The organism is Mesorhizobium sp. GW821-FHT04C10, from assembly GCF_059420305.1.
Window position 1 is genome coordinate 256,457 of record NZ_JBWKTL010000001.1, and the last position, 13,824, is coordinate 270,280.

At 63.2% G+C, this 13,824-nt stretch carries 13 protein-coding genes; 5 read left to right on the forward strand and 8 right to left on the reverse strand.

Features of this window, described 5'->3' with window-relative positions; translation table 11 throughout:
• Positions 1-7: 7 nt before the first annotated feature.
• From AC07UC_RS01175 to AC07UC_RS01195, 5 genes are all read right to left on the reverse strand, one after another.
• Positions 8-904 (reverse strand): UTP--glucose-1-phosphate uridylyltransferase, encoded by an 897-nt coding sequence (locus tag AC07UC_RS01175; RefSeq protein ID WP_056569474.1) that lies wholly within the window; start codon positions 902-904, stop codon positions 8-10.
• Between the two features lie 74 nt (positions 905-978).
• Positions 979-1,962, reverse strand: coding sequence for a glycosyltransferase family 2 protein (locus AC07UC_RS01180; protein ID WP_494903540.1), 984 nt, complete (start codon positions 1,960-1,962; stop codon positions 979-981).
• A complete protein-coding gene (locus tag AC07UC_RS01185; RefSeq protein WP_494903541.1) occupies positions 1,952-2,902 on the reverse strand; it encodes a glycosyltransferase family 2 protein in 951 nt (316 codons plus the stop codon). Before AC07UC_RS01185 ends, AC07UC_RS01180 begins: the two co-directional genes overlap by 11 nt.
• A complete protein-coding gene (locus AC07UC_RS01190; RefSeq protein ID WP_494903542.1) occupies positions 2,902-3,891 on the reverse strand; it encodes a glycosyltransferase family 2 protein in 990 nt (329 codons plus the stop codon). Before AC07UC_RS01190 ends, AC07UC_RS01185 begins: the two co-directional genes overlap by 1 nt.
• A 15-nt stretch (positions 3,892-3,906) precedes the next feature.
• Positions 3,907-5,079, reverse strand: a complete 1,173-nt coding sequence (locus tag AC07UC_RS01195) for a glycosyltransferase family protein (protein ID WP_140769989.1) — start codon at positions 5,077-5,079, stop codon at positions 3,907-3,909.
• 615 nt (positions 5,080-5,694) lie between these two features.
• On the opposite strand from AC07UC_RS01195, the gene AC07UC_RS01200 reads away from it, so the two are divergent.
• The 5 genes from AC07UC_RS01200 (at position 5,695) to AC07UC_RS01220 (ending at position 10,701) form a co-directional block, all read left to right on the forward strand.
• Complete coding sequence (locus AC07UC_RS01200) at positions 5,695-6,843, forward strand: glycosyltransferase family 4 protein (RefSeq protein WP_494903544.1); 1,149 nt, start codon at positions 5,695-5,697, stop codon at positions 6,841-6,843.
• Positions 6,844-6,990: 147 nt separating this feature from the next.
• Positions 6,991-7,134 carry a hypothetical protein gene (locus tag AC07UC_RS01205; RefSeq protein WP_202324817.1) on the forward strand — a complete coding sequence of 48 codons (144 nt, stop codon included), beginning with the start codon at positions 6,991-6,993 and terminating at the stop codon, positions 7,132-7,134.
• Positions 7,131-7,919 carry a family 16 glycosylhydrolase gene (locus tag AC07UC_RS01210; RefSeq protein ID WP_494903546.1) on the forward strand — a complete coding sequence of 263 codons (789 nt, stop codon included), beginning with the start codon at positions 7,131-7,133 and terminating at the stop codon, positions 7,917-7,919. Before AC07UC_RS01205 ends, AC07UC_RS01210 begins: the two co-directional genes overlap by 4 nt.
• Positions 7,920-8,128: 209 nt before the next feature.
• The gene (locus tag AC07UC_RS01215) at positions 8,129-9,625 is read left to right on the forward strand and encodes a lipopolysaccharide biosynthesis protein (protein WP_202324819.1); all 1,497 of its coding nucleotides are present in this window, start codon (positions 8,129-8,131) and stop codon (positions 9,623-9,625) included.
• A 53-nt stretch (positions 9,626-9,678) separates the two neighbouring features.
• Positions 9,679-10,701: a phosphoribosyltransferase family protein gene (locus tag AC07UC_RS01220; RefSeq protein ID WP_140769997.1), complete on the forward strand. Its 1,023-nt coding sequence runs from the start codon at positions 9,679-9,681 to the stop codon at positions 10,699-10,701.
• Positions 10,702-10,747: 46 nt separating this feature from the next.
• Here AC07UC_RS01220 and AC07UC_RS01225 read toward each other — a convergent pair whose 3' ends face one another.
• From AC07UC_RS01225 to AC07UC_RS01235, 3 genes are all read right to left on the reverse strand, one after another.
• Positions 10,748-11,827 (reverse strand): glycosyltransferase, encoded by a 1,080-nt coding sequence (locus AC07UC_RS01225; protein WP_494903548.1) that lies wholly within the window; start codon positions 11,825-11,827, stop codon positions 10,748-10,750.
• A gap of 68 nt (positions 11,828-11,895) precedes the next feature.
• Positions 11,896-12,345 (reverse strand): hypothetical protein, encoded by a 450-nt coding sequence (locus AC07UC_RS01230; protein WP_494903550.1) that lies wholly within the window; start codon positions 12,343-12,345, stop codon positions 11,896-11,898.
• 13 nt (positions 12,346-12,358) lie between these two features.
• Complete coding sequence (locus AC07UC_RS01235; RefSeq protein ID WP_140770001.1) at positions 12,359-13,804, reverse strand: GMC oxidoreductase; 1,446 nt, start codon at positions 13,802-13,804, stop codon at positions 12,359-12,361.
• Positions 13,805-13,824: the final 20 nt, after the last annotated feature.

Sequence of the window (13,824 nt, forward strand, 5' to 3'; positions counted from 1 at the left end):
ATGGGCATTATGCGGCTTCTTCCTGGCGTTCATGCGACCGGACGAACTCCTGAAGCATCTCGAAAACCGGACCCTTCATGTCGTTGCGTGCCAGCGCGAAGGCGATGTTGGCCTGGATGAACCCTTCCTTGGACCCGCAGTCGAACATGCGGCCCAGGAAAGGCTGGGCAAAGAACGGCTGGTCCCTCGACAGGCGGACCATGGCGTCGGTCAGCTGGATCTCGTTGCCGGCGCCACGCTGCTGATTGCCCAGCAGCGCGAATATCTCGGGCTGCAGGATGTAGCGGCCGTTGATGTAGAAATTCGACGGCGCGTTGGCCGGGGCCGGCTTCTCGACCATGGCCGTAACCTCGAAACCGCCGCCGATCTCGGCGCCGCGACCGACAATGCCGTATTTGTTGGTTTCGCTCGGATCGCAGCGTTCGACGGCGATCACATTGCCGCCCGTCTCGGCGTAGAGATCGGTGATCTCGGCCAGGCAGCCGCGCCCGCCGAAGGAGACCATGTCAGGCAGAAGCAGGGCGAAAGGCTCGTTGCCGATGACTTCGCGGGCGCACCAGACGGCGTGGCCGAGGCCTTGCGGCGACTGCTGGCGGATGAAGGAGGTGGCACCAGCCACAGGCAACATGCTTTCGAGCGCCTCCAGCTGGGTCTTCTTGCCGGTCTGCTCCAGCGTGCCGATCAATTCCGGATGCAGGTCGAAATAGTCCTCGATGACCGCCTTGTTGCGGCCGGTCACGAACACGATGTGCTCGATGCCGGCTTCGAAGGCCTCGTCCACCGCATATTGCACGACAGGCCTGTCGACCACGGGAAGCATTTCCTTCGGCATCGACTTGGTCGCCGGCAGGAACCGTGTTCCAAGCCCCGCCACCGGTATCACGGCCTTCCTGATTTTCTTCATCGCAAATTCCTTCTGAGGAGATCGACTGCAGTTCCTTCACAGGCCACGAAAAATCCCTCCATGTGCCTGCATCTTCACCTCCCCACCCCCACGGCAAATTGTGCCGCTACTCGTCGCAACCGCACGGCGATCGGCATGCCCATATGCCTGACCGCCGCCGGGTCGCTGAGCGCCGTCCGGATCGCCTTGAGCGGGGACCGCGCCTTGATGTGCTGGACCATCGCCAGGAAGGAGGCCGCCTTGCGCAGGCTGCGGCCGCGCCGGGCAAAGGCCGCCTGAGCTGCCTCATCCATCTGATGGGTTTGAGCGAATACGGCGTCCGCCTTGCGCATCGCTTCGACATGATGAAGCTCGAGCACACGCGAGATGGAGCCGCTGCGAATGTGATAGGCGTAGCCGATATCGGGCTCGACCACGCATCTGCCGCCCTTGGCGAGCGCCTCGGCAAAAAGGATATAATCCTCGCCGATCCTCAGTTTCTCGTCATAGCGAAGCCGGTTCTCATCCAGGAACCGGCGCTGGAAGATCGGCTTGAGGTAGCCGAGATTGAACTTCGATTCGAAGACGATGTTGCCTGCGATGTAGGTGGTCAGCGAAATTTCGCGCAAGCCTTCCAGATACTGCCGCGGGAACATCGCATCCTCGACCACACCGTCCTCGCGGATGACCTGGAGATTGTCGACGGCGATCTGGGCATCGGCTTTCTCGGCGCGGTTGATCATGGCGGCGAGACGGCCGGGAAAGATGGCGTCATCGGAATCGAGAACCGCGATCCACCTGCCGCGGGCGACGTCGAGGCCGGCATTCCTGGCGCCGCCGGGGCCGCGATTCCTGGCGAGCGCAACGACACGCACGATGTCCTGCGGATAGGCCCGCGCCACATCGAGCGTGGCATCGCGCGACTGATCGTCGACAACGATGATCTCGACGCTGACATCCTTCTGCGCGATGGCGCTGGCGATCGCCCTGTCGAGCGTCGCCTCCGCATTGTAGGCCGCGATCACAACGGAAACGTCGGGGGCTGAAACGGCGGGGATCGGGGAAACGTCAGGCTGCACGCTTGCCTCCTTCCCCCGGCGAGGGTTGGCCATAGAGGCGGATTTCGCGGACGCCGACAAGACCGCTGACGACACCGAAATGCATGATGCCGCGCAACACGCTGCGGTTCCTGCGTACCGGGCTGGCGACGACGGGAAGTGCCGCTGCGAAACAATAGGCCGCCTTTGCCGCGGCAAGGCCGACATGCTTTATCAGCCCGATGCCGCGCGCATTGCTGCCCAAGAGGTGACCATGCGTCTGACCGACACGAAAACGGCGCCGGCCAAGCCAGTCGAACGCAGCCCTCGCACCCGGCACCACCTCGTCCACCCAGGCGTCCTGCGAGAAGGCGATGCGGCCGTCTGCCTTGACCATCTGATCGAAGAACTCGGTGTCCTCGCCGCCGGTCTGGCCGCGCGCCAGGCTGAAGCGACGGCCGCGCAAGCTGTCCGATCCCATGCGCAGCAGGACATTGCAGGTGTAGCCGGTGCGGATCTCGCCGCGCACCCAGACGGGCAAGGTCGAATGGAAATCGCCACGCCGCATCCATTCGGGCGCATCCGGACGGTAGAGCGCGCGCACCGGGCCGAGCACGGCTGTTGCGCCGCTGTCCTCAGCCGTCGCGACCAGTTCGGCCAGCCAACGGGGCGAGGCAGTCTCGTCATCGTCGATGAAGGCGAGGAAATCCGCCTGGCTGGTATCGAGGCAGGCGTTGCGGGCGACCGAGATGTTGCGTGCCGGAGCGTGCCGGTAGCGGACCGGCAATTTCAAATCCCGCGACAGCGCCGTCACCAGGGCCTGCGCGCTTGGCGTGTCGTCATTGTCGGCGACGATGACGCCGACATCAAACCCCGCCGGCATTTCCATGGCGGCGAGCGAGCGCAGCGTATCGGCCAGCTCCGGCCGCCGGAACGTGCACACGCCGATGTCGATGCTGCGGTTCTTGGCCTGAACCGCCATCACGCCACCCCGCGTCGCGCGCCGAGGCCGAGAAGCTGCAGCCAGAAGCCGACGGACCAGCCGAAATGCATGACCATCGCCGAGACGCCGGCGAGCGCGATGTCGGCATTGCGCTGGCGGATGGCCGTCACCAGGCCGTAGCCCAGGCATACCGCCGCCCAGACCAGCAAGGGCACAGCCGCGATCCAATGCACGAAGGAGAAGGCAGCCAGAAGAACCACGGGGAAGACCGCCAGCGGCACCATCTGCCGGACCTTCGGAATGACGCGGTGCTTCAGCACATTCTTGGCGCGGCCACGGCCATAACCGAGATACTGGAAATAGAGACCTTTGAGCGAGGCGCGCGGGTAATAGACCATCTGCGTCTTGCCGCTCATCCAGATCTTGTGGCCGGCTTGCCGCAGCCGATAGTCGAGCTCGGCATCCTCATTGTGGCTGAACGTCTCGTCATAGCCGCCGACAGCGCGGAAGGCCGAAATCCGCATCAGCGCGTGATGGCCATGGTCGACCCACTCTCCGGCGGAGAGGTGGCGATGCTTGGAGCCACCGGTGCCGAGTTTCGAATTCTGCGCCGCCGCAACCGATTTCTGTACCGCGCCGCTGCCGCTGGTCAACATCGAAACCACGACTGAATCCGCTGATGTGGCCAGTGCTTCCTCAAGCAGCCGGTCACAATAATCGTCGGGATAGCCGCCATGCGCGTCGATGCGGATCAGATAGTCCGCGCCCTCACCGAAAGTGCCAATGGCGAGATTGATCGCCGCGCTCTGGATGCGGCGCTTGTTGTGAAGCAGGATGACGCGCGGATCCTTCGCGGCGATCTGCTCGACAATGGCCAGCGTGCCATCGGTGCTGCCGCCATCGGCGACGATGATCCTGGCGCCCAGCCTTTGCGCCGCGGGCCGCAATTGATCGAGCAGCGTGCCGATATGGGTTGCCTCGTTCAGGCAGGGGATCACGATCAGGTTGGAGGGAAGCGCTTGCGTCATCAGGCGATGTCCATCCTATGCCATGGCTTCGGCCGCGAGGGGTTCGCGCACGGTGGTCAGGCGGCGCAATTTTTCGACCAGCGCCCTGCAGTCGCTGCGGTCGTAGCTCCATGTCCTCGGATTATGGGCAAGCACGCGCGCCTTCAGCCTGCCGAAGCGGTGCTCTTCCATCTTGCCAAGCGCGGTCTCGAGCGCCTGGGAAGTCGGCTGGGGCAGAAGAACGCCGATATCCTGCTGGCTGAGGAACCGTCCCGTTTCGGTATGGCCCATCGAGATCGGCACCGCCCCGAAGCGACAGCCTTCATAAAGGCGGTTGGGCAGCAGCCATTCCGAATTCTGCCCCTCTTCGAAGAAATCGATCGCCCAGGCGAAGTGGACGTCCTGGTAGATCGCCGCCATGTCCTCCGGGTTGCGGTAGGGTCCGCGAAACGACAGATAAGGCTCGGCATCGACGAAATCATGGAAATCCGGGAATTCCGAGAGCGCCGGACGGCCGCGCAGCACGACCTCGAAACGTCCATCCATGCGGCGCGTGAAATCGGCGAGCAGCCTGAGCGAGCGGCGACAGCGCAGCGCGCCGAACCAGCCGATCCGCCATGGCGGGGCGACAGGCCCCTCCATCGCCTCGCCCGTGCCAGGCTGGATCGCCGCCGCCTCGAAATACTTGTTCTCGACCAGTTCGACCGGGGCGGCGACCTGGCGGAAAGGTTTGAAATAATTGGCGATGAAGGCGGGCGAACTTGTCACCAGCAGCTTCACGTCGCGCGCCAGGTGGCGCTCGGTGGCGCGCAAGGCCTTGCCGAGGACATCGTCGCGGAGCACCAGGCGGTGGATGTCGAGGCATTCATAGACGATCGGCACCTTTGCGCCGAAGGCCGACCCGGCGCGACGGGCAAGCGCCAGCATTTCCAGGTTGCGCGCTATGATGAGATCGGGCCGCGGCGTGCCCCTCAGCTTCGCCCGAAGCGAAACCGTCGCTTTTGCGACCGCCGCCAGGCGCTGGGCGAATCGTCCGTCGCGTGTCGCGCCAAGGTCAACCGGCAGCAATCCTTCGATATCGGCAATCGGGGTGGCGGTGCGGCGGAAGCCCGCCAGGGTGACCTGGGCGCCACCTGTCCTGAGCATTGTGATCCGCCGGCGGACCGCCGGATCGGAGACATCGTGCACCAGGTACAAGACATGCAGCATGAAAACTCGACCGCTGTTTGACCCACCCATGGGGAGCCTAGTACAGCTCTTGCTGCATCGCAACATTTTTGGTGCAGTGTAGCAAAATTAGTCACCTCTGCCGCGCCGCACAAACATATCGCTTGCGGTCCACAACTCTTGAGAATGACCGCGTGGTAGCGCCTTGCGGAAACAATATGGCCCGCCTCGCAAGCAATTTCGGGCAGTTTCACCCATCTCAAGGCACCATGGCGATCTCACCGGGCGAACCGCGAAGCCCCCAGCAGCGGAGATGGTGGTTAATCAATTCCTAAATATTGTATTGCAGTGCAACAAAAAATGATGTTGAATTCTTGCCAGGGAAGTTGGGTTTTGGAAATTGGCTAGGGGATCCGCGCCTGCATTGTGTTGCAGCGCGGCATGTGATTGCAGCGCTGCTGCAGCTTTGGAATGGCCTGCGAATACCCCCTGATGCCACTGTGTCGATACGGGTGGTGCTGTATGAGCAAGGCTCTTCGTATTGCCGTCTATGACGACAAGTATCCGACCAGTTTCGTTACACCGCGAACATCCAGGCATACGATCTTGCGACAGCGATTTCTGCCGCTGAACCTGGTCTCGTCGAAGCTGGAAGGCGTGACGCTGATCGAACCTGCCCTGTCTGTCGACATGGTGCATGCGTTCAACCGGATACCGGTCAATTCCTCCAAATACATCATGTCGTTCGAATCCCATCTGCCCCGGCAATTCGCCCTTCGCAAACGTGGGCTGGTGGCGCGCTACCTGATGTCGCGGATCACCAACCCCGGCTGCCGCCGCATCATCGCCTTGTCGCATTTTGCCCGCAGAAGTTTGCTCGCCCAGCACTCCGACCATCCGGAACTGGACCTGCTGACGAAAAAGCTGCTGGTCCGCCACCCGAACATCGTGGTGCCGGCAACGCAAGACGCGATGGCGCAAGACGTTGCCGAGGAGTTGGTGCTGACATTCATCGGCGCCCACTTTGGCCGCAAGGGCGGATGCGTGGCGGTCAAGATCGCGGAAAAGGCAGCCGAGCAAAATCTGCCAATTCGAGTGAACATCGTGTCCAGTCTCCAGGTTGGTGGCCACATATGGACCGATCCGACAAGCCCGGGCTTCTTCGACCCCTACATCAAGCTGCTCGAACTGCCCAACGTCCGGCATCACGGGGTGTTGCCAAACCAGGAGGTGCGGCAGTTGCTGCGCAACTCGCATTTCGGCGTCCTCGCCACCTTTGGCGACACTTTCGGTTACTCGGCGCTGGAATCGATGTCCGAGCACACGCCGGTTCTTGGAACGAAAGTCTGCGCCTTGCCGGAATTCCTGGAGGATGGCGTCAACGGGATCTCATTGCCTGTGGAGCTCGACGATACCGGCGACTGGTCCAGCCCGGGATACGACGCGCGCGGGGAGGCGAAATACGCACAGTATTTCCGCGATGAGGTCGAACGGCTCGCCAGCCTGGCCATCGAACGGCTGAAGCCGTATATCGGGCAACCGGCCTTGATGGCGCCGCTGCGGCGCGAAGCCCGCAGGACCGCGGAGGTCATGTTCGCGGCGGAGCCGGCAGGCGCGTTCTTTGATGCGCTCTACGATCGTGTCGCGGTGGAAAAAGCCCGCCAGCCGGCACAAATCGATCCTGCCCTAGACGTTTCGTCTCCCCAATCCCTGCCGCTTGAATCCCTTAAGCCCGTGTTATTGCCGTTTGCCCCTGACCCGCAGAGTGCAATGGGGCACGGCATTCCGACAGCCTCCGCGGCCTGAGCACCGCTGCGAGCATCGCAACAGAGGTCTTTTGCCCCGGGCGTTGGCCCACCGATCGAGAGGGACCACTCCGCCTATTCTCACTGCCCGGATCGCGCCGACACCCGAAAGGAATTTTTTTGTTGCATCGCAACATTTTGATGTGGCGTGGCAAAAAACCGCCTCACCGGGGTGCAAGACTCCTCAAAGATGGCGCATGCCCAGCGCCACGGCGCCAAGGCCGCATCGGACGGCCGGATCGAGTACGTCGCCGCCGACAAGGGCAAGGCGGCCAATGGAGGCTACCGATGATTTACACACGCAGAAAACTCCTGGCGCTTCTGGCCGCCTCCACGGCGGTACAATCGGTCGCCAGCCAGGCACTGGCCGAGAGCGTCGTGGCGGGAAGCGGGGACGTCGCCCTCGACAAGCTTCCCGACTGGGCCGATGTGAAGCTCCAGCTTTGGAAATACTCCAATCCCTTCGCACCGTCGCAGTGGAGCGAGCCCAAGCTCGGCGGCTATGACTGGAAGGCCGCCAACGTCAAAATCGTCGACGGCGCCCTTCAGCTTACCGTCAGCGAGAAAGCCTCCGCCGAGGTGATCTCGGGCAGCAATTCCGCATCCGCATCGGCGAAATGGGAGGTGGACGTAACGCTGCCGACGATGAAGCCAGGGCTGATCGCGGCGCCGCTCTGGATCTTCAACGACAAGGCCCATGAGGAGGTCGATTTCGAGATCGTCGGCACCAGGGGATTGCAACTCACCGTCTGGGCGAACGTCGACAACCAGCACAAGGCGGTCTGGGTGAAATGGATCCTGGTTGGCGACCTTTCGGGCAAACGATATCGTCTCGGCCTGCAATATGAGGCCAGAAAACGGGTTGTCTTTTCCATCGATGGCAAGGAAGCCGCGGTCGTCACGCCGGCCGACACCACCGGCGGTGCCTTTCCGAACAAGCCCATGCAGCCGTATTTCGACCTGTGGGTAGCCGCAGGTGCCATCATGGACCCGCGCTGGGCCGGCAAATGGGAGCCGATGGCTCCGTCGGAGAGATTGGTCATGACCGTTCACGGATACAGGCGGACCGACATTTAGCCATGAGGTAACTTCTTGCGCTGTCGCGCCTAGCCTCGAGGACGGGCGCAAGCGCCGATCCGGATATGCTGCATTGCAGCATTTTTGGTGCAGTGTAGCAAAAATCCACGTTTTCTGTTGCACTGCAAAATTATTGCCGTAGTTTGGGGTGGGCGGCGGTTGTGGATTTCGGATTTCCGGAATCCGCGCAAAGATCAGGAATCCTGAATTTGGAAGCCAATCCATTCGACCCGCCAGAAGGCTCGTTGCGCAAATCGGTCGGACGCGGCGCGGTGGTGACCGCCCTGTCGCAATCGGTGCGGGTCGCGACACAGATCATATCCGTCATCGTGCTGTCGCGGCTGCTGTCACCGCAGGATTTCGGCGTCGTGGCGATGTGCGCGCCGGTGCTGGCCTTCATCGCGCTGTTCCAGGATTTCGGCCTGACCCAGGCGACGATCCAGAAATCGGGCATCCGGCACGAGGAGGTAAATTACCTCTTCTGGATCAATGTCGCGGTCAGTGCGATCCTGGCCTGCGTGCTGGCGGGCGCGGCGCCGCTGGTCGCCGCCTTCTACAGCGAGCCCCGCGTGACCGGGCTGGTGGCCGCGTTCGGCCTGCAGATCATGGCCTATGGGCTTGGCGCCCAGCATCTGGCGCTTTTGACGCGGCGCATGCAGTTCGGGCGGCTGGCGATCATCGATGTCGCCAGCGCCGTCGCCGGGCTGGTGGTATCGATCGCCTGGACCTTCATCGACCGTTCCTACTGGGCGCTGTTCGCCGGCACGCTGACCGGCGCGGTGCTGCCGACGCTGTGCTACTGGGCAAGCTCGCGATGGCGGCCCGGCATGCCGCGCAAGGTCGCGGGCATCGGCGAGCTGATCAATTTCGGCGCCGGCATCACCGGCTTCAACTTCGCCAATTTCTTCGCCCGCAACCTCGACAATGTGCTGATCGGCAAATACTGGGGCGAGCAGCAACTCGGCCTTTACGACCGCGCCTACAAGCTGCTTCTGTTCCCGCTCAGCCAGATCACCAATCCGCTGTCGAAGGTGATGGTGCCGGCGCTGTCCAGGCTGAAGGACGAACCGGACCGCTATCGCAGCGCCTATCTGCGCGTCATGCCGCTGATCCTTTTGGTGGCCTTGCCCGGCGTCGCCTTCGCCACAGCGATGTCGGATGTGCTGATCCCCTTCGTGCTCGGCGAGCAGTGGCGCGCAAGCGCTTCGATCTTCCTGGCGCTCGGCTTTGCCGGGCTGCTGCAGCCGCTCAACAACCCGGCGGGCTGGCTTTTCGTCAGCCAGGGCCGCTCCGGCGACTTCATGCGCTGGGGCATCATCACGGCGGTGACGTCGGTGCTCGCCTTCGCGATCGGCCTGCCCTATGGCGCGCTCGGCGTGGCGGTCGCCTATGCGGTGAGTGAATATCTGCGCACGCCTTTCCTGTGGCTTTATGTCGGCAAGAGCGGACCGCTGCGGGCCAGCCATGTGCTGCGCGCGGCGACGCCCTTCGTGCTCGGCGCGCATCTGGCGTTGGCGGCGGTCTGGCTGATCAAGCCGATGCTGCCGCAACAGCCTGTCGTCGCCCTGGCCGGTGGCGCCGTTCTTGCCTACCTGATCACCATCGTTGTCGCGCTGGCCTTCGCATCCGGCCGCGAGGCCTTGCGCGAGGCCCTGAAAATGCTGCCGGCAAGGCAGCCGGCGGCAACGCCGCGCGAGGCGCAATAATTTCGACGCCTTTGCCGGCTACCCAATATCCACACGAGCATCAGGTCCGATCCATGCACTACCGGTCGATATCCGACATGAACGACACCATCGTCAGCAACCTTCACCGGCTGCCGCGTGACATCGACCTTGTGGTCGGCGTTCCCAGAAGCGGCGTGCTGGCGGCGACGCTGGTGAGCCTTGCCGCGAACATTCCGATGACCGACCTGGATAGCTTCCTGGAAGGCCGTGTTTACACGTCGGGCATCACCAAGCGCCGCGCCGCACTCGACCGCAAGGTCTCCGAGATGCGCAAGGTGCTGGTGATCGACGACAGTGTGGCGGGCGGCAATGCCATGCGCGACGCCCGCGCCCGCATCCAGGCTGCCGGCATCGAAGCCGACTTCACCTTTGCCGCCGTGTTCGGCCTGCAGCCTCGGCATGCCGAAACCGACGTCGTCTTCGAGGTCGTGCCGCATCCGCGCATGTTCCAGTGGAATTTCATGCATCACAAATTCCTGGCGCAATGCTGTGTCGACATAGACGGGGTGCTGTGCCTCGACCCGACCGAAGCGGAAAACGACGACGGCCCAGCCTATGAAAAATTCCTCAGCGAAGCGCGCCCTCTTCATGCCCCGACCCACCGGATCGGCTGGCTGGTCACCAGCCGGCTGGAGAAATACCGCGCGCTGACCGAGGCATGGCTCGCAAGGAACGGTATCCAGTACGACCAACTGATCATGCTCGACCTGCCGAGCAAGGCGGAGCGCCAGCGGCTTGGCGCGCATGGCAGTTTCAAGGCTGATTTCTACCGCAAATCCGACGCCATCCTGTTCATCGAAAGCGAGCATGCGCAGGCGTTGAAGATCACCGAACTGTCGGGCAAGCCGGTGCTGTGCGTCGAAACGCACATGGTCAGCGTTCCCGACGCGCTGTCGCTGCCGGCGCTCGGCCAGGCAGCGCGCAACCTGCCGGCGAGGCTGCGGCAGATCAACTCGCAGGAAGGCCGCAAGGGCGCCGCCAAGGCCCTTGTTCGCGCCCTGCTTGGCGCCCGCGGCTACGAGACGCTGAAAAGCCGGGTCAAGCGCCCGGCCTGATCAGCACCGTGGCGGCTGCCGTCGAGCAGCTCGCCACCCGCCATGGCTACGCCGCCTGGCGGGCGCGCTGCCGCACCGCCCTGTCCAGGATGGAGAAGAAGGTGACGAACTGGCGGTCCGGATCGAGCTCCGGGCGCGCCGCGAAACCGCGCGCGAGGCCCGAGACGCGATCATATTCCTTGCTGTCGTTCCACAACCGTCTGACGGCCGCGACCCAGTCGGCGAGCGGAGCGTCGTAATCCAGCACCGCGCCGCCCGGGCCGATCGCTTCGGGCAGGCCGCCGCGCCGCGAGCCAATGACGGGGATTCCGCTGCAATGGGCCTCCGACGCGACGCGCCCCCAGGCCTCTTCCCATTTGCTGGGCGCAAGCAGGATCCTGGTGCGGCCATAGACCGTCTTCATGTCGCTGGTGCGGCTTTCCAGCGTGACATTGCCAAGCGGTGCGATCGTCTCTTCGATGCGCGCGCGATGATCGTCCTCCAGCTTCCAGCTTTCAACGAACAGGAACGGGATTTCCGGGCAAGCACCGGCGATGCGCACCGCCAACTCGAAACCCTTTTCCTCATAGGGATTGATCAGCGTGACAAACTGGCCCGTCGTCGGCGTGCTGTAATGCGTCGGGTTGATGGTCGGCGGGATCACCGTCGCCTCGATGCCGAACTCCCTGCTGTAGGTGCGCGCGGTGAATTCGGAATTGGCGATGTAGAGTGCCGAGCGCAATTCGCGCAGGTCGCCGGCCAGTTCATGAAACTCGACGTTGCGCAGATACACGACCAGCGGCACGCCCTCGGCCTGCAGCGCCTTGCCGAGCGGAACCGACTTGTGGCACTGGACCACCGCCACATCCGGCTTCACGCGGTTGACGGCAAAGGCCGCCGCCTCCCAGGGGAACCACGCCCGGATCACCGGGTAGCCGGGGAAGCTGTCTACGACCGCGGGCTGGCGCAAAAGCTTCATCTTGGCGCGCGCCTTGAGGCCGAAGACGCCGTCGCCGAACAGGGCGGCAAGCACCGCGGCCTCATGCCCATGCTCGATCAGTTGTTCGGCCAGATGATGCGTGCTCGACTGGACGCCGCCGCTGAATTCCGGCGGGTAGCCGTTGCCGCCTGCAAAAAGAACTTTCATGATCCTGGCTCCTGGTCTTTTCGCGTTTCATTCTTGCGGCCCGATCGCGGGCCGCGTCGAAAGCCGCCTCAGGCATTCTGTGGCGGATCAAGCGTCGCGAACGGGTTGGTGCATGAGTGCCATCCGGTGAACCGGATCGGATCGTCAGGCGAACTGCGCCCGGCATAGTCCGTCAGCATGTGGAATTCGGCAACGAGCCAGCGATCGAAATGCCTGAGATCGCGCCGCTTGCGTTGCGGCAGCAACCCGCGCGCCTGGCCGAGCTTCGTCTTTTCAAGCAAGGTGACGGCATCGCCCAGCTTCTCGCTCGGGAATATCCAGGGATTCCGGTTGCGGAACTCCAGCACGAACTGCTGCAGATGCTCGATGCGCATGTTCAGCCTGCCGAGATATTTTTCCAGCGTGACCCGAACCAGATCCTCGTCCGAAAACGAGGAGACGGCCGCGTAGGCAACGCCTGTCGACGCAACGCCTCCCGCCAGGATGGCCAGTGCCGAGCGCCGTGTGACTTCGATCATCGGCCCGCTCCTTTCATGCGATCCGGCTCGCCGCGCGCAGCGACAACGCTGCCGCGGTCAGGCTCGGGTTGGCGCAGGAGCAGCTTGGGTAGGTGCTGGTGCCGACGACAACCAGGTTTCTCAACCGGTGATGGATCATGTCGCTGTCGATGACCGAATCGGCGGGGCCGGTGCCCATCCTGAGCGTGCCCTGCACATGCGATTCGGTTGGCCGGATGCCGCGGTCGAAAAGCCTTTCGACCGGCAGCGGGGCGAGCAGCCCGGGCAATTTATCCAGTGCCCTGGCCATGCCCTTGACCGCGTAGTCCGACGGCGCCTTGAAGGAGACAAAGGCATTGTCGTCCTCGTCGAGGGTGACGAAATTCTCGTCATCGAGCAGGTTCTCAGTGACCACGACCAGCGGCAGCGTCTGGCGCAGACGGCCCTTCTCGGCACGCATCCCGTGCTGCCAGCGGTTCTCGAAATAGACCAGGGCCGCCGCGTGCTCGGACCGGTGCGGACCGTCATAGAGGCCGAAATTCAGGCCGGTGGTAATTGTGCTGCCGTCGAAATTGTCGACGCCGTCGAGATAGACCTCGAAATTCCAGCCATAGGATTCATGCAGGCCACGCCCGACGAATTGATCGCCCAGGCCGGAACGCAGCATGATCGCGGCGCTCTGGATGGCATTGGCGCCGAGAATGAAGAGGTCGCCACTGACCTGATATTGCTTGCCGTCATGGACGAAGGTGACCGAACGGACCGTACCGCCGACATGATCGAGCCGCCGCACTTCCGCACCGAGGCAGACCGAAACGTCGGGATGCTCGAAGACGTGCATCAGGCCGTTGTTGGCGGTGAATTTCGCGTCGACCGGGCACAGCCAGCAGCGCAGATTGGCACAGCACGAGGTGCGTTGCGAGGTCGGGACCCGGGCACGGGCCGTCGGCATGACGAAGTGCTCGTCGGGCTGGGCCGCCTTCATCATCTTGTCCGGCGTCGACATGCGATGCGGCGGTTGCGGAAACGGTTTTGAACGCGGCAGCATCGCCGCCATGTCGGGGTCGCCCGAGATCGACATGATCTCTTCGGCATCGCAGTAGAATGGCTCGACATCGTCATAGCTGATCGGCCAGTCATTGCCGATGCCGTAGGTGCTTTTCAGCCTGAAATCATTGGGATGGAACCGTGGCGTCTGCGCGAACCAGCAGTTGGTCCCGCCGCCCAGCCCGATCGTATAATTCCACGGCTTGTCGGAATTGTCGGTCTTGTAGGTCGTCTCGTCGTCGATGTCGGTGTTGGCGTCCTGGTCGAGCTGCCATTCATGCGTATTGTGGCGGCCCCACTCCAGCACCAGGATGCGCGCCTTACGCCGCCTGGCGAACTCGTGCAGGAAGAAGGCCGAACCGAAGCCGGAACCGATTGCGACAAGATCGAAATGATCCCTGGTGATTTGCTCGGGCTTTACGTCCAGCACCATCAGCTACAACTCCGCACAGA